The organism is Halopelagius inordinatus (assembly GCF_900113245.1).
GTDB classification, from domain to species: domain Archaea; phylum Halobacteriota; class Halobacteria; order Halobacteriales; family Haloferacaceae; genus Halopelagius; species Halopelagius inordinatus.
The window spans coordinates 728,181-743,852 of the sequence record NZ_FOOQ01000002.1 but is presented as its reverse complement, the minus strand read 5'-3'; the positions used below and the strand labels follow the sequence as shown (position 1 = coordinate 743,852).

At 67.2% G+C, this 15,672-nt stretch carries 18 protein-coding genes; 13 read left to right on the top strand and 5 right to left on the bottom strand.

Translation table 11 applies throughout. The features are described 5' to 3' along the window. The first annotated feature begins 68 nt into the window (after positions 1–68). Both BM167_RS11645 and BM167_RS11640 read left to right on the top strand, forming a co-directional pair. Positions 69–344, top strand: a complete 276-nt coding sequence (locus tag BM167_RS11645) for an ArsR/SmtB family transcription factor (protein WP_092892630.1) — start codon at positions 69–71, stop codon at positions 342–344. Between the two features lie 54 nt (positions 345–398). After that, entirely contained in the window at positions 399–704 is a 306-nt protein-coding gene (locus BM167_RS11640; RefSeq protein WP_092892628.1) for a DUF8036 family membrane protein, read from the top strand. An 86-nt stretch (positions 705–790) separates the two neighbouring features. Here BM167_RS11640 and BM167_RS11635 read toward each other — a convergent pair whose 3' ends face one another. Then, the gene (locus BM167_RS11635; protein WP_092892626.1) at positions 791–1,753 is read right to left on the bottom strand and encodes a Yip1 family protein; all 963 of its coding nucleotides are present in this window, start codon (positions 1,751–1,753) and stop codon (positions 791–793) included. 27 nt (positions 1,754–1,780) lie between these two features. Continuing rightward, the gene (locus tag BM167_RS11630) at positions 1,781–2,275 is read right to left on the bottom strand and encodes a pyridoxamine 5'-phosphate oxidase family protein (protein ID WP_092892624.1); all 495 of its coding nucleotides are present in this window, start codon (positions 2,273–2,275) and stop codon (positions 1,781–1,783) included. Between the two features lie 92 nt (positions 2,276–2,367). Between BM167_RS11630 and arcS the strand changes: the two genes are divergently transcribed. Next, a complete protein-coding gene (arcS, locus tag BM167_RS11625; protein ID WP_092892622.1) occupies positions 2,368–4,125 on the top strand; it encodes an archaeosine synthase subunit alpha in 1,758 nt (585 codons plus the stop codon). Between the two features lie 7 nt (positions 4,126–4,132). Here arcS and BM167_RS11620 read toward each other — a convergent pair whose 3' ends face one another. Next, positions 4,133–5,425 (bottom strand): sialidase family protein, encoded by a 1,293-nt coding sequence (locus tag BM167_RS11620; RefSeq protein ID WP_092892620.1) that lies wholly within the window; start codon positions 5,423–5,425, stop codon positions 4,133–4,135. A gap of 128 nt (positions 5,426–5,553) precedes the next feature. Here BM167_RS11620 and BM167_RS11615 point away from each other — a divergent pair, with 128 nt between their 5' ends. The 10 genes from BM167_RS11615 to BM167_RS11570 all read left to right on the top strand — a co-directional run bounded on the left by BM167_RS11615 (position 5,554) and on the right by BM167_RS11570 (position 12,880). After that, positions 5,554–7,596: a hydantoinase/oxoprolinase family protein gene (locus tag BM167_RS11615; protein WP_092892618.1), complete on the top strand. Its 2,043-nt coding sequence runs from the start codon at positions 5,554–5,556 to the stop codon at positions 7,594–7,596. Continuing rightward, positions 7,593–9,356 (top strand): hydantoinase B/oxoprolinase family protein, encoded by a 1,764-nt coding sequence (locus tag BM167_RS11610; RefSeq protein ID WP_092892616.1) that lies wholly within the window; start codon positions 7,593–7,595, stop codon positions 9,354–9,356. The genes BM167_RS11615 and BM167_RS11610 overlap by 4 nt, the downstream gene beginning before the upstream one ends. 102 nt (positions 9,357–9,458) lie before the next feature. Beyond that, entirely contained in the window at positions 9,459–9,737 is a 279-nt protein-coding gene (locus tag BM167_RS11605; protein WP_092892614.1) for a DUF8103 family protein, read from the top strand. 127 nt (positions 9,738–9,864) lie between these two features. Next, positions 9,865–10,161: a helix-turn-helix domain-containing protein gene (locus tag BM167_RS11600; protein WP_092892612.1), complete on the top strand. Its 297-nt coding sequence runs from the start codon at positions 9,865–9,867 to the stop codon at positions 10,159–10,161. A 157-nt stretch (positions 10,162–10,318) separates the two neighbouring features. After that, entirely contained in the window at positions 10,319–10,720 is a 402-nt protein-coding gene (locus BM167_RS11595; RefSeq protein WP_092892610.1) for a DUF7971 family protein, read from the top strand. Positions 10,721–10,768: 48 nt separating this feature from the next. After that, on the top strand, positions 10,769–11,047 hold the full coding sequence (locus tag BM167_RS11590) for a ubiquitin-like small modifier protein 1 (protein ID WP_092892608.1): 279 nt from the start codon (positions 10,769–10,771) through the stop codon (positions 11,045–11,047). A 2-nt stretch (positions 11,048–11,049) separates the two neighbouring features. Next, positions 11,050–11,325, top strand: coding sequence for a MoaD-like domain-containing protein (locus BM167_RS11585; protein WP_092892606.1), 276 nt, complete (start codon positions 11,050–11,052; stop codon positions 11,323–11,325). Positions 11,326–11,327: 2 nt separating this feature from the next. Next, on the top strand, positions 11,328–11,717 hold the full coding sequence (locus BM167_RS11580; RefSeq protein ID WP_177213343.1) for a DUF8048 family protein: 390 nt from the start codon (positions 11,328–11,330) through the stop codon (positions 11,715–11,717). 87 nt (positions 11,718–11,804) lie between these two features. Next, on the top strand, positions 11,805–12,539 hold the full coding sequence (locus tag BM167_RS11575) for an AzlC family ABC transporter permease (RefSeq protein ID WP_092892604.1): 735 nt from the start codon (positions 11,805–11,807) through the stop codon (positions 12,537–12,539). Continuing rightward, the gene (locus tag BM167_RS11570) at positions 12,539–12,880 is read left to right on the top strand and encodes an AzlD domain-containing protein (RefSeq protein ID WP_092892602.1); all 342 of its coding nucleotides are present in this window, start codon (positions 12,539–12,541) and stop codon (positions 12,878–12,880) included. Before BM167_RS11575 ends, BM167_RS11570 begins: the two co-directional genes overlap by 1 nt. A 163-nt stretch (positions 12,881–13,043) precedes the next feature. Here the strand turns inward: BM167_RS11570 and BM167_RS11565 are convergent, their stop codons facing one another. Continuing rightward, entirely contained in the window at positions 13,044–14,984 is a 1,941-nt protein-coding gene (locus BM167_RS11565) for an aldehyde ferredoxin oxidoreductase family protein (protein ID WP_092892601.1), read from the bottom strand. A 36-nt stretch (positions 14,985–15,020) separates the two neighbouring features. Next, positions 15,021–15,659, bottom strand: coding sequence for an Ig-like domain-containing protein (locus tag BM167_RS18155; RefSeq protein WP_143095499.1), 639 nt, complete (start codon positions 15,657–15,659; stop codon positions 15,021–15,023). Between the last annotated feature and the right edge of the window lie 13 nt (positions 15,660–15,672).

Here is a 15,672-nt window from a genome sequence, read left to right as displayed (position 1 = left end):
CGGGCGAATCTCCGCGGTTGCCGACGTGTCCGGTGTGCTTACATGGTTTCGGGAAGCTCTTTCGAGTGATGGAGGCTGCCCTCTGGTACGTGCTGACCGGGACGCGCGGCGGGCCGAACCGCGCGCGCATCCTTCGCACGATAGAGGAACAGCCGCGAAACGCGAACCAACTGGCCGAGGAGTTGGAGTTAGATTACAAGACGGTCCGTCACCACCTCGACGTGTTGATGGACAACGACGTCGTCGAAAACAGCGGCGACGACTACGGAGCGGTGTATCTCCCGTCCGGCGTGGCCCGGGCGAACTGGGAGACGGTGGAGACGATTCTGGAGAAGGTGGACTGAGTATGGCGAGATTTGGGAAAGTGTATATCACGAACGGAAGGAAACGGAGAACAGATGAGCATCTGGGTTGACGTCGCGCGCGTCGCGTCCGCCGCGAACGTCCTACTGTTGCTCGCGTTGGTGGCGCTCTGGAGTCGGAACTACCTCGCGCTCCGTTCGAAGCACACGCTCGGACTCCTCGTCTTCGCCGTCTTCCTCCTCGCGGAGAACGCGCTCGCTCTGTACATGTACCTCGTCGATCCGAAACTCTCCGCGTGGTTCAGCACCGCCGTGCCCGTCATCGTCTGGCGACTGATGATGCTGTTGGCAGTCTTCGAGACCATCGGGCTGGCGTTTCTCGCGTGGGTCTCGTTCGATTGAGCGCACTCGCCGTCCGTCGGTCGCCCTCGGCCGCCCGTCTTCTCCCGTCCGGTGTGACCGAGTCGCCGACTCTCTGATCGGCGTGTTCAAACCAAAAGCGACGGACTCCCGGTGAGAGCGTATCCGAGTCCGACGAGTGCGAGGCCGCCGAAGCGGTGAAGCGCGACGTACCACTCCTCGGGTTCGACCCGCCGCGTGTTCCGGAAGCCGATGAGTTCCGTCTGCTTGTTGAGTTCGATGACTCCGCGCGGTGCACCGACGAGAAGCGCTCCGACGAGAGCGAAGACGACGCCGTAACCGACCGCTTCTCCGGGCACCGGTCCGACCGCGTTTCCGACCGAAGAGAGGATTCCGAGGAGTACTGCGGGTCCGAACGCCGCGAGGGCGGCCCGTCCGGGTGTGACATCCCGCGTCCGCAGCGCACCCCCGGCCACGACGTACGCGGACCACGCGAGAGCGACGAACGAGAGCAAAGCGAGCGGTTCGCTCTCGAACCCGACGAGAATCGCTCGGACGCCCGCGGCGACGCCGTCGAGCGTTCCGGGGAAGTCGAACGCCCGCGCGGCGGATTCGGCGAGGAACGGGCGGGCCGCCGCGGGGAGGAGAAACGGAACCAACCCCCACGCCGTCCCCGAGAGAACGTCGCGGAACGTCCCGGCACCCTGCGACGCGCCGGTGAACGACCAGACGACCGCCGCGGCGACTAGCCACCCGAATACGACCGCGAGTCCGAAGGGGACGACGAGGTTCGAGGCCGTCTTCGCGGCGTGAGCGCCGAGGTCCTTCTCGACCGTCTTCGGTTCGTCACAACCGCTCGGTGTCCGATCGAAGGCGTCGTTCTCGCAGAGGACGTCCCCGGGGTACGACGGGTTGTCGATGACCGACGTTCCGGAGACGTTCGTCTCGAAGAGAGGGACGGTGGCGGCGACGCTCCACGCGACGAGGGCGGCGACGGCAAGGACGACGAGGACGGCGAGCGTCGGGTTCGCGGGTTCGTCGGCGCGGAACGGGAGAACCAATCGCACGAGGGGGCCGGGGAGGGCGGACATCGACCGAACCGTCAGCCGTGCGTACTATCAGTCTTTCTCACTAGTCGCCGTCTCGTCTCTCTCTCCGACGTCTCGCATTCGCTCCGTGAAGTCCCACGTGTGGAGTCGTTCGGGGGTCACGCGAATACGAACCTCCTCGCGGTCCGCCGACAACAGCTTCTTTCCGAGTTCGTTGTCGGTGCCGCCGAGATATCGCTCCAGAAGCGACCGAAGCAGCGTCTTGCTATCGTCGGGTTCGATAGTCGCCGTTCCGCGCCCGCGGACGCCGCGGTACGGCGGGTCGTTCTCCGACACCTCGAACGCCACCTCGGGGTCGCCTCGGAGATAGCGAATCACGTCCGCGTCGGCACCGGTCGCACAGCGCAGTTCGGGCGTTCCGTCGCCGTTCTCGGTCCACTCGTACCAAAGCGAGAGCATCCACGGGTGGTCGTCGGGCGTCCGACAGGCGAGGCGAACCGGGACCGTCGTCTCGCGGAGGTACGCCGCCGTCTCGGACGCGGACCACGGTCCGGTTCGTTTCACGGTCGTCGGTACGGAGGGCGGACGCAAAAAACCGCAGGCGCGGGCCGTCGGAGAAAGGAAGATAGTTCACTCTCCGCGGCCGACTCGCAGCCATGACCGAGTATTTCGAGATTCACTCGCGGGACGGGGCCGCCCGCATCGGCGAACTCCGCCTGTCGGACCCCGTTACGACGCCCGCCCTCGTCGACCACGTGGTCGAAGACGCGGGCAGTCTCTGGGCCGCAGAACAGGAGGTCCCCGAGGGGTCCGAAGACGCGTTGACCGTCCTCCCCCACCGGGCGTTCCCGGCCGGGACCGACGAACGAGTGCAGTCTTCCTTCGTCGTCGAGTACCCCGACGTCGAGTACCCGCACGCCGCCGTCGTCACCGCCGAGACGGCGGCCGACTACGGCGCGGACGCGTACATCGTCGCCGACGCCCAGGGGTTCGTCGGCCACGCCTCCGCCTTCGAAGACGAGATCCGCGCGGTGAAAGACGTGATACCCGCAGACACCGCGCTCTACCTCTCGGGCGTCGCCACGCCGCGGAACGCCGCCACCCTCGCCTACGCGGGCGTGGACCTTCTGGACGCGAAACTCGCCCGCGTGAAGGGCAGAGAGGGGATGTACCTCACGAGCGAAAACGAGTACTTTCTCGAAGACCTGGACGAACTCCCGTGTTCCTGCGCGGCGTGTCGGACGCCCCGCGAGGAGTTCACTCTCGCCGACTGCGCCGACCACAACGTCACGGCACTGCGGACGGAACTGGCGACGGTTCGCCGCCGCGTCCGCGACGGACGCCTCCGCGACTACATCGAGGGGCAGGCGCGTCACGACCAGTGGTTGACCGCGGCGTTCCGTCAGTTCGACCAGCAGTACGGCTACGTCGAGGAGCGAACGCCCTTGCTCCGGAACGCCGAACTGTCGGCGGCGACGTCCGACACCATCCGGCGCGTCGAGATTCAGCGGTTCGCAGAACGCGTGACGACGCGGTACCAGAGCCGGTTCGACAACCCGCTCGTTTTGGTTCCCTGTTCGGCGAAAAAGCCCTACAGCGAGTCCCAGAGTCACGGCCAGTTCCACGACGCGATTCAGTTCCGCGGCCACCTCGCCTCCATGACCTCGCCCATCGGCGTCGTCCCGCAGGAACTCGAACTCACCTACCCGGCCCAACACTACGATTCGGTGGTGACCGGCCGGTGGTCCGAGGACGAAAAGCAGTTCGTCGCGCGGGTTCTCCGGCGGTATCTCGAACGCAACGACTACCCGCGCGTCATCGCGCACGTGCCCGACCACGGCTACCGCGACATCTGCGAACGCGTCGAGAGCGAGGTGGACGTTCCGTTCGAGTACACCGTCGCGGACCACCCGACGACGACCGAATCCATCTCGAACCTCATGTCGGCGCTGGACGGCGAACTGAAGTACTCGAAACGAGAGCGAGAGCACAACACGGTCAAAGCTCTCGCGGACTACCAGTTCGGCCCCGGCGCGGGCGACGAGTTGTTCGGAGCGGCGGACGTCCAGATGACGAGTCGCTACCCCAAACTGCAGGTCAGAGACGGCGACGGCGAGCAACTCGCGACGATGGTGCCGCAGTACGGCGTGCTCTCGTTCACCCTCCGCGGCGCGCGGATGTGGGCCGAGTCGGACGCTCCGACGAAGCGCGTGGAGATAGACAACTTCGCGCCGCACGGCAGCGTTCTCGCGCCCGGCGTCGTGGACGCGGACAACGACATCCGCTCCGGCGACGAAGTCGTCGTCGAGGGGCCGAAGGCGTTCGCCATCGGCCGCGCGGAGATGTTCGGACGCGAGATGACAGAGAGCACTCGCGGCGTCGCCGTCGAAGTCCGCCACGTCGAAGAGAAGTAACGCGCTCTCACGCCGCGTCCGTCTCTCGGCCGAGTCGTTCGACGATACTGCCTTCTTCTCCGACGCCGACCGCCCTCGCGTCGCCGACCGCCACGCCGCGGAGCGACGCCGACGTCGGCGTCGAAACCTGGGTCCAGTCGCTCGAATCGGACCGCTCGTACACTGTGCCGCCGTCGGCGCACGCGACGGCCCGATTTCCGCTCGCCGAGAGCGCGCGGAGTGGGTCGTCGCCGAGGCGGTGGGGTGTCCACGTCGTCCCGTCGTACCTCCGAATCACGCCGTCGTCGGCGGCGACGAGGCACGTTTCGGGTTCGGTCGCCGCCACGTCGGTGAGCGTTCCGTCCGCCCCGACCGGACCGACCGACTCGAACGTCCGGCCGCCGTCTCTCGTCGCGTAGACGCCGTCGCTCGTGTCGCAGAGGTAGCCGCTTCCGTCCTCGCGGAGCGAGATAGCCGCGATGCTCGACCCGCTACCGGGTTTGGTCGGGTCGTCCCATGCGAGCTCACCGTCTCGATATCGCCCCCGACGAACTCGCCCGGACCCGTCGGCCAGAAGCACCGTCTCGTCGCCGGGTTCTCCGGCCGCGGCGACGGCCGCGACGTTCGACGTGTCGCCGTCCGGCGCGGAGTAATCGACGTGTCTGTCGGTGTCGGGGTCCAAGCGGCCGACCGCGCCGCCGTCACCGGCCACCCAGACGCCGCCGCCCGGCACGGCGTCGATTCCCCGAAGCGCGTTCGCCCCCGCTCCGGGGCCGTCGGAGAGGACGACGCGCCAGTCATCGGTACCGGCCCCGGCGACGACGACACCGTCGGACCCGACGGCGTAGGCGTCGTCGCCCGCTATCGCGGCGTCGAACAACGTCTCCCCCGTCGGCGAATCGACCGCGGTCCACCGCGGTTCGGACGACGAGTCGGTCCCTGTGGTCGTCTCCGAGTCCGCCGTCTCGGTCTCCGCCACCTCCGCTCTCGACGTCGGGTCCGACGGCGTCGCGTCCGCGGCATCCGTCCTCGACGCCGGCCCACCGTCCGTCCCCGACGCCGACAGCTCGTCCGTCTCCACCCGACCGTTCGACCCCGCGCCGTCCGCTGTCCGGTCCGTCTCTCCGGAGGCGTACCTCGCGTACTGGACAACCAACGGGAGGAGGTACGCGACGATGGCGACGACGGCGAAAAAGCGGTGAACGGTGGTCAGCGTCCCGAACGCGGTGAGGGCGACGGTGGCGAGCGCGTGAATCCACGTCTTCGTGTACCCTCGGTAGAACGCGACGAAGCCGTCTTCTCGGCGTTCGGGACGAGTCATCTGTTCTGAGTTGTGTCTCCGCACGCTTGAGGGCTTTCGCCGCCCGCCGGGATGCGAACGTTCAGTTGGGTCGCCGCACACATCGGACGTATGCGAGCGAGCGACACGCGCGAGCGAGGTGGCCCCGAGTGACAGAGGAGACGCGCGTCGGCGTCGACGTCGGCGGGACGTTCACCGACGTGGTGACCGTCCGCGACGGCCGATTGAGCGTCACGAAAGTCCCCTCCACGCCGGACGCACCCGAACGGGGCGTCTCGAACGGGCTGGACGCCGCCGTCGAACGTGACGGGGTACAGGCGTCGTCCGTGTCGTTTTTCGGCCACGGGACGACGGTGGCGACGAACGCCGTCCTCGAAGGCGAGTGGGCCGACACCGCACTCGTCACGACGGCGGGCTTTCGCGACGCCCTCGAAATCGGCCGACAGAACCGACCGGACATCTACGACTTCGACGTGGAGAAGCCCGACCCGGTGGTCGAACGCGACAGGCGGTACGAGGTTCGCGGCCGGGTGGACGAACGCGGCGAGGAGTTAGAACCGCTCTCGGAGGCGGACGCGCGCGCCGTCGCCGCCGAACTTCGCGAGTCGGGCGTCGAGAGCGTCGCCGTCTCCCTGCTCTTTCCGTTCGAGAACGACGCGCACGAACGGCGCGTCCGCGAGATTCTCCGTGAAGAGGGCATCGACGCGTCGATTTCTCTCTCCTCGACCGTCCTGCCCGAGATTCGCGAGTACGAACGAACGCTGACGACGGCGCTGAACGCCGCTTTGAAACCCGTGATAGACCGCTACGTGGGAAACCTCTCCGAGGACGTGCGGGAGGCGGGCGTCGAGGCACCGCTGAAGATAATGCAGTCGAACGGCGGCATCATCACCGCCGAGGCGGCGCGCGAACGCCCCGTCAACACGCTCCTCTCGGGCCCGGCGGCGGGGGTGCAGGGCGCGACGCACGTCGCGACGGCGTGCGGGTTCGAGGACATCGTGACGATGGATATGGGCGGTACCTCCTGCGACGTGTCCGTGGTCACCGACGGCGACCCACTCGTGACGACGGAGACGACGGTGGGCGACTACCCCGTCTCCGTCCCGACGGTGGACGTCCACACCGTCGGCGCGGGCGGCGGGTCCATCGCGTGGGTGGACACCGGCGGCGCACTCCGCGTCGGCCCGCGTTCGGCGGGCGCAGAGCCCGGACCAATCTGTTACGGCCGCGGCGGTACCGACCCGACGATCACGGACGCGCACCTCCTCTTGGGCCGTATCGACCCGGAGGCGTTCCTCGCAGACGACCTCTCGGGGACGCGAGACGCCGTCGAGGCGGCGTTCGAATCGCTCGCCGAGGAGGCGGGGACGACGCCCGAGGCGGCCGCCCAAGGCGTCGTCGACGTCGCGAACGCGAACATGGAACGCGCGCTTCGAGTCGTCAGCGTCGAACGCGGCTACGACCCCAGGGAGTTCGCCGTCGTCGCCTTCGGCGGCGCGGGCCCCCTGCACGCGGCGGAACTCGCGGACGCCCTCGACGCGCCGCGCGTCGTCGTCCCGCGGACGGCCGGCGTCCTCTCGGCTCTCGGTCTCCTGATAAGCGACGTGTTGTACGACTACAGCACCTCTCGGGTTCGGCCCCTCGCGGAGGTCGACCCCCGCGACGTTCGCGACGCGTTCGCCGACTTCGTCGAAGACGGCCGCGAACGACTCGAAGACGAGGGGTTCGCCGGTGACGCGGCGAGGTTCGAGGCGTCCGTCGACCTGCGGTACGCCGGGCAGTCGTTCGAACTCTCCGTTCCGGTGGCCCCCGAGGTGGACGAGGCGGAACTCGCGGACGCCCGAGAGCGGTTCCACGAGGCGCACGAACGGCGGTACGGCCACGCGTACCCCGAGGAACCGGTCGAACTCGTGACGCTCCGGCTTCGGGCGCGCGGACTCGTCTCGCCGCCGAATCTCGAACCCGAGAGGCGGGAGGGGTCCGTCGAGGATGCTATCACCGAGACGCGCCGCGTCGTCCTCTCCGGCGAGGCGTTCGACGCCCGCGTGTACGACCGGACGCGACTCCCGACGGACGCCGCCTTCGAGGGCCCCGCCGTCGTCGAAGGCGAGGAGAGTACCACCGTCGTCCATCCCGGACAGACCGTGCGCGTGGACGACGCGGCCAACCTCGTCGTGGAGGTGGGCGAATGAGCGACGACTCGGCGGGCGGCGCGCCCGGCGGCGCGGCGGACGACGTGGACCCGGTGACGCTCGAAGTCGTCAGAAACGCCTGTACGGCCATCGCAGAGGAGATGAACGCGAACCTCGTTCGGACCGGCTACTCGCCGAACATCAAGGAACGGCGCGACTGTTCGACCGCTCTGTTCGACGCCGACGGGGAGATGATAGCGCAGGCCGAGACGATGCCCGTCCACCTCGGCGCGATGCCGTTCTCCGTGCGCGCGGCCATCGACCGGTATCCGCCGGAGACGCTGGACCCGGGCGACTCCGTCCTCCTCAACGACCCGTTCCGCGGCGGGGCGCATCTCCCGGACCTGACCCTCGTCTCGCCGGTGTTCCGCGACGGCGACGTCGTCGCGTACGCGGCCAACCGCGCGCACCACGCCGATATCGGCGGCGCCCGCGCGGGGAGCGTCGCCGCCGACTCCACCGAGATATACCAAGAGGGGCTTCGGATTCCGCCGGTGAAGTTCGCCGAGGGCGGCGAGACGAACGAGGACGTCCTCGACATCATCCTCGCGAACGTGCGGACGCCCGAGGAACGACGCGGCGACCTGCGGGCCCAAGAGGCCGCAAACGCCACCGGGCGGCGGCGGTTCTCCGACCTCGCGGCGGACCACGGCGACGAACTCGACGCGACGCTGGACGCCGTCAAAGACTACTCCGAACGGCGGATGCGCGCGGAGATAGCGGAGTTACCCGACGGAACGTACGAGTTCTCCGACGTACTCGACGACGACGGGCGCGGAAACGAGACCCTACCCGTCGAGGTGGCGGTCACCGTCTCCGACGACGAAGTCGTCGTTGACTTCGAGGGTACCGCGGCACAGACCGAGGGGCCCGTAAACGCCGTCTTCGCCGTCACCGCGTCGGCGACGTACTACGCCGTGCGGTGCGTGACCGACCCGGATATCCCGCCGAATCACGGCTGTTACCGACCGGTGACGGTCGACGCCCCCGAGGGAACCATCGTGAACCCGACGCCGCCCGCGGCGGTCGTCGGCGGGAACTTAGAGACGAGTCAACGGGTGACCGACGCCGTCCTCGGCGCGTTCGGCGGCGTCGTCCCCGACCGGGTGGTCGCGGGGTCCCAAGGGACGATGAACAACGTCACCTTCGGCGGGACGGACCCCCGAGACGGCAGTCCGTACGCGTTCTACGAGACGCAGGGCGGCGGGTTCGGTGGACGCGCCGGGAGAGACGGCGTCGACGCCGTCCACGTCCACATGTCGAACACGATGAACACGCCCGCGGAGGTGTTGGAGACGGCGTACCCCCTCCGGATCGAACGGTACGAACTCCGCCCTGACTCCGGCGGCGCGGGCGAGTTCCGCGGCGGTCTGGGACTTCGGCGCGACATCCGCGTTCGCGACCACGAGGCGACGTTCAGCCTCCTCGCCGACCGGCGGACGAACGCCCCGTACGGACTCGACGGCGGCGACGACGGGAGTCCGGGTCTGGACGCTCTCGTCGACGACGACGGGGCGGTTCGAGAGCGACTTCCCGCGAAGACGACCCGGTCGCTCCCGTCCGGAAGCGTCGTTAGCATCCGAACGCCGGGCGCAGGCGGATACGGCGCGCCCGAAGACAGAACCCCAGAAGCACTCGGCCGGGACCTTCGTCTCGGGAAAGTGACAGAGGCGGCGGCGCGCGCGGACTACGGCGACGCTCTCGTCTCCGCCGCGTTGGACACCGTCGAACGGACGGACGACCCGTACGACGCCGATTAGGGGTCGTTTTCGAGATTAAACCGGCCGTTCTACCGCTCGAAATACTCTGTTCTGCGTGAAAGGTCAACGAGTTGAATACAGACGAGATTCTGAAATGACATCATGTGTGACCGCTCGGACGATTCCTCCGACGCTCTCGACGAACTACCCGACGTGGACGCTCTCGATTGGACCGCAGTCCAGAGTCTGTTGGCGGCGGACGCGGAGACGACCCGAGCGCTCCAGTCGTACCTCGCCCGCGTCCACTACCGCGACGACGGAGCGACCGACCTCTCGTCGGTGAAGCGGCATCTGCGCGAGGCCATCGACCGACACGAGTCCATCGCCGAAGAGTTAGAGTTCGCACTCGCCGCCGTCGACGAACGGGAGCGAGTCGACTGACCGTCCTCGACCCGTTTCGAATTTCTCGCTTCGGCCGCCTTCATCCGCGTTCATCGATTTTGACCGCCGTTCATGACACTCAGATAAGCAGGGTCTATTTACCCTCGGCCCCGGATTGTTTGCCCGTATGAAGCTGGCGGTGCCTACGGATTTCGACATCTTAGAGGCCCTCTCCGACGGGCGACGAAACACGGCCGTCAACCTCTCTTACGTGCTCGACAAAAATCGGTCGTACATCAACACGCGCCTCCCGATCCTCGCGGACTACGAACTGGTCGAACGCGTCGGTCCGGCACCGAACTCCGGGCTGTACGAGATAACCGAGAAGGGCCGAACGGTGGTCGAACTGCGCGAAAAGTACCGAACCGAGGGCGTCGACTTCGACGCACTCGTCGCCGAACGACTCACAGAGCGAACGGAGTAGCCTCGGTCGGGCGACATCGTCCGCCTGCGACGCCCGCCGCCAGCCACACCGCGGTTCGTCGACGATTCTCTACTGACGGTATCTGCTACGCGTATTCGGCCGCCGCGGCGACGGCGTCGTCCCGCGACTTTTTGGGGTGGCAGTTCGACTACCCGATATGGTAGACGACACCGAGCGAGAACTCTCGTTGGGCGTTCCCCAGCAGATACTCGACTCGCTCCCCGAGGACGGCGGCAGCGCGAAAGCGGATATGAAGCGAGCAGTCGAAGGCCTCGAATCGCGACTGAACCAACTGCTCGTGAGCGCCGAAAGCGACGCGCAGGCGGCGGGTCACGTCGTCGACTTCGTCGAACATCTCGAAGACCGAATGGAGACGTACGACGAGTTCGTCCCCGAACTCCGCGCGTGGGGACAGTCGCCGATATACGCCATCGCGTGGCGCAACCTGCAGGCCGATCTCGTCATGCAGATTCACGAACACGAGTGGCTGGCAGAACACATAGACCGGGAGCGAAACTACCGCCTCGTCGAAGACGGCATCCGGTTCGGAAAGCGCTGACGACGCGCGGGCGCGCACCTTTTTGCCCGCAGAGACATACCGCCACGTATGGATGTGGAGTTACGGTTCTTCGCGACGTTTCGCGAGGCCGTCGGGTCGAAGACGATCGAACGCGAGTACGCCGAGGACGCCACCGTCGGCGACGCCCTCCGCGCTCTCGAAACGGAGTTCGACGGCCTCTCGGGGCAGTTGCTCGAAGACGGACGCGTCCGTTCGCAGGTGAACGTGCTCCGGAACGGACGAGACGTCGAGTACCAAGACGGGTTGGAGACGCGGTTCGACCCGGGCGACACGCTCAGCGTGTTTCCGCCCGTCGCGGGGGGGTAGCCGTGTCCGACGACGCGACGAGGGTCACGCGCGAGAAGTCGTTTCGAGGCATCTCCAAGCGACTCGCCAGACACTACCTCGGAAACCTCGGCGGCAGAGAGGCAGACGAAGACACCGTCGTCGCCGACGACTGGCGGGCGACGCTCGCCACCGAGAAGGTGTCCATCGGACCGACGATGTCGCTCACCGAGGTGACAGTGTCGTTCGAGGGCGACCCCGAGGTGCTGGACGAACTCGTCGACCGCTTCTCGCAGAAGGCGATGCGCGCCGGAGGGTAATCGTGAGCGAGGATGTCACAGAGCGGTCGGGCGACCTGCCCCTCGACGGCGACGTTCTCGTCCTCGCGGGGGCGAAAGCCAGCGTCTCTCCCGACAGACTCCCCGAACTCGTCCGCCGGGCGCAGCGACGTCTCGTTTCTCGTCTCGACGAGTACGAACGCGCCTACGAAACCGTCTACGACGACGGCGAACGCGTCGTCTTTCTCGTCTCCACCGACTTCTGGACGGAGGTGGGTGCGGAACTCGACTTGGAGTCCCGCGAGGCGGACGCACTCAGGCGCGCCCACGGTCAACAACTGCGGCGAATCGGGTCGAAGACCGATCGGAGAGAGGAGTTCGTCACGGCACTCGAAATCCGCGAGGCTCTCGTCGTCGGTCGCGACTCGACGTAGGGCCCGCCGAGAGAACGTCCCGACGGCGCGGCGGCGTCGCCTTCGAAACGGTATCTGTTTGTGTGACCGCGGTCGAGTCACCACTCCATGACCCTCCCCGTCCCGCCGGAGGTCCGCCGCGGCGTCCGCGACGCCGCGCCCATAGCGTTGGGACTCGTGCCGTTCGGTCTCGTCTCGGGCGTGGCCGCCGTCGAGGCCGGTCTCACGTTTTCGCAGGCCGTGGGACTCTCCGTCTTCGTCTTCGCGGGCACCTCCCAGTTGGCCGCTATCGACCTCCTCGGCAGAAACGCCGAACTCGCCGTCGTCTTCGTCACGGCACTCGTCATCAACCTCCGGATGTCGATGTACTCGGCGTCCATCGCCCCGTACTTCCGGTCGTTCCGCAGTCGGTGGAAGGCGCTCTGTTCGTACGTGCTGACGGACCAAGCGTACGCTCTCGCTATCGCTCGATACGCGAACGACGAACTCGACTCCGACGCGCGCCGCCGGTACTTCGTCGGCGCGGGGTTTTTCATCTGGAGCGTCTGGCAGGTGTGCACCGTCGCGGGCGTCCTCCTCGGGACGGGCGTCCCCGCCTCGTGGGGGCTCGAGTTCGCCGTTCCGCTCGTCTTTCTCGGCCTCTTGGTTCCCGTCGTCTCGAACCCGCCTGCGGTGTCCGCGGCGGCAGTCGGAGGGTCCGTCGCCGTCGTCGGCGACGCTCTGTCCCTCCCGTTCAATCTCGGTCTGATGGTCGGCGCCGCTGCGGGCGTCGTCGCCGGCGTGGTCACCGAAACACTCACCGGCGGCGTCTCGGACGCTGACCCCACGGAGGTGGAGTCCTGATGCCGACGGAGTACGGACCGCTCTCCATCTGGGCCGTCATCCTCGCCGCCGGCGTCGCGACGTTCGCCATCCGGGGGTCGTTCGTCTACCTGTTCGGTCGAATCGACGAGGTACCCGAACCGGCCATGCGCGCACTCCGATATGTCCCGCCCGCGGTGTTCGCCGCCCTCGTCGCGCCCTCTCTTGTCATCGTCGACGGTTCCGTCGCCGTCACGCCCGGAAACGAGCGTCTCGTCGCGGGCGTCGTCGCCGCCGTCGCGACGTGGTACGTAAAAGAGAGCATCCTCGTCACCATCTCCGTCGGGATGGCGACGCTTTGGCTTCTGCGGTTCGTCGTCTGACGGCGTCGCCGGACGCGACGCTCAGCAGCGGGAAAGCGCGAAAAAAGTCCGTGCGAGTCGGTCAGTCGTCCGTGGCGGCCGTCCCGCCGTCTCGGTCAGTCGTCCGTGGCGGCCGTCCCGCCGTCTCGGTCAGTCGTCCGTGGCGGCCACCTCGCCGCCTCGGTCAGTCGTCCGCGGGTGTCGCGCCGCCACTGCCGCGCGAGACGCCGGTTCCGGGGCCGATGTCGATGCCGAGTTCTTCGAGGCGTTCGTCCGGAACGACGCCGTCGACCCACCCGCGTCGCTCGTAGTACTCTTCTTTCATCTGGTCGAGTTCGCACAGTTGGCCCTCGGAGGCCCCCTGTCCGGGCATGGCGTTGTCGCCCTCGACGAACCGGTTCGGAAGCGAGTCGTCGGACCCGTCGAAGCCCGCGAGGTTGTTGTAGTAGCGTTCGAGCGTGTAGATGCGGTCGCCCGTCTCCATCAGTTCGTCTTCGGTCACGTCACGGCCGGTCATGCCGTTGTACTGGTTGACGTACTCCTCTATGCCCTCCGCGAAGGCGTTGAACTTGCAGATGTCGAAACTGTCGGAGATGGCGTGCATGTCCTGGAAGAGGGCGCACAGTTCGCCTTTGCCCTCCCACTCGTAGGGATCGACTTTCTCCGGGATGCCGAGAATCTCCGCGGACGGCGTGTAACCGCGAAGGTGACACGCCCCGCGGTTCGAGGTGGCGTAGCCGATGCCCATCCCCTTCATGCAACGGGGGTCGTAGGCGGCGATGGTCTGGCCCTTGACGTCCAACCGGTTGTCGTGGGCGTCGTGTCGTTCCGCGATGCGTCGCGCGCCCTCCGCGAGGAGGTCGCCGAGTTCGGTTTCGCGGTGGGCGATGTCCTCTATCACGTCCATCATGTGGTCCACGTCGCCCCACTCTATCCCTTCGCCCAAGTCGTCGAGTTTGCCCTCCTCGGTCATCTCCATCGCCATCGCGATCATGTTGCCCGCCTCGATGGTGTCGATGCCGAGGTCGTTGCACATGTCGATCATGACCGCTATCTTGTCGCGGTCGTCGTTCATCGAGTTCGGACCGAGGGCGTACGCCGACTCGTACTCGTAGGACTCGCCGCGGACGTTCAGTTCCTCACCCTTGCGTTCGATGGTGACTTCGGTCTCTTTCTTACAGGCGACCGGACAGGAGTGACACGTCGGTTCGTCAACGAGGATGTTCTCGCGGACGTTCTCCCCGGAGACGCCCTCCGGGTCTACGTTCACGTCGTCGGGCATCGCCTCGGCCTCGCTGTGACCGGAGGTGAACTTCCCGTTGCGGACCGGGAGTCCGTCCATCTCCTCGGTCAGGTTCATCAGGACGTTCGTACCGTAAAGCGAGAGGCCGCCCTCGTTGGGGGCAGTGACGTCGGACTCGGTGATGAGTTGCATCGCCTGCTGGTAGCCTTCGGTGAACGTCTCGGCGTCCGCGGGCTTTGGCATCTTCGTTCCCGACTTGATGACGATGGCCTTGAGGTTCTTCGACCCCATGACGCCGCCCGTGCCGCCGCGTCCGGAGGCTCTGTCGTCTTCGTTTATGATGCAGGCGTAGCGGACCTGATTCTCGCCGCCGGGACCGATGGCCATCATGCTCATGTTCTTGCCGTACGACCCCTCGTGGTCCTCTTCGAGTCGGTCTCGCGTCTCGTGGATGCCTTTCCCCCACAGATGCGAGGCGTCGTGGAGTTCGACTTCGCCGTCTTCGACGACGGCGTAGACGGGTTCGTCCGCCCGCCCCTCGAACAGGAGGCCGTCGAAGCCCGACCACTTGAGTCGCGCCCCGGACCACCCGCCGTGGTGCGAGTCCGTCACCGTCCCCGTCAGGGGCGATTTCGTACAGACGGCGATGCGACCGCTCATCGGAGCCTGTGTCCCCGTCAGCGGGCCGTTCATGAACGCGAGGAGGTTGTCCGGCCCCAACGGGTCAACCTCCGGCCCCTGATCGAACACGTACTTGACGCCGAGCCCTCGCGCCCCGATGTACTTTTTCGCGTCCTCGTCGTCGATGCCCTCGTAGCGCACGTCCCCCGTCGAGAGGTCCACTCGCGCCACGTGGTCCTGGAATCCACCTAATTCTGTCATTGTTATTATTCAGGGTTAACTACGACCTGTGCCCTGTTAGTCGTTATTACGACGGGGTAACCGCGAGCGGTTACGTAAGTCGCCCGTCCGGTCGACGCCGTAAGGACCGTCGACGCCGAGTCGAACGACGAGTCGCGGCGTGGTCTCCATCCGCCAGACGAGCGACGTCGTCTCGTCGTCTGTCGTCTCTACTACGACGTGCGTCTCGCCCGAGTGCTGCGGCACCGGAAGCGAAATCGTCGTCGCCGCAGGGATGCGGTACCGGTAGTCGAGAATCCGCGGTGTCCGCCCGACTCGGACGTAGGACCACCGCGTCTCGTCCGTCTCGTTTCGGAGTCGTATCTCGCAGTCCGCCCGGCGGCCCCGCGGGTCGAACCCGCCTCTCGGATAGCCCCGCGCCGTCCCACCTCGCGAGAGGGGGTCGCAGTCGGGCGCGCATCTGACCAGTTGCGTCGCGGTCACGCCGTCGTCGGTTACGCTCACCGCCGCGTCACCGACGGGCCCCGTCGCGTCCCACTCGAACGCCGTCCGCGCCCCCTCGGCCGTCTCGACGACGACGCGGTATCGCCCCGACTGTCGGACCGCCGCGGGGAACCGACTGCCGGTGTCGGCGGGGAGGCGCCTGCTCTCTGCGAACACCGTCTCACCCGCGTCCGTTTCGACGACGACGGTCACGTATCGGGGTCGC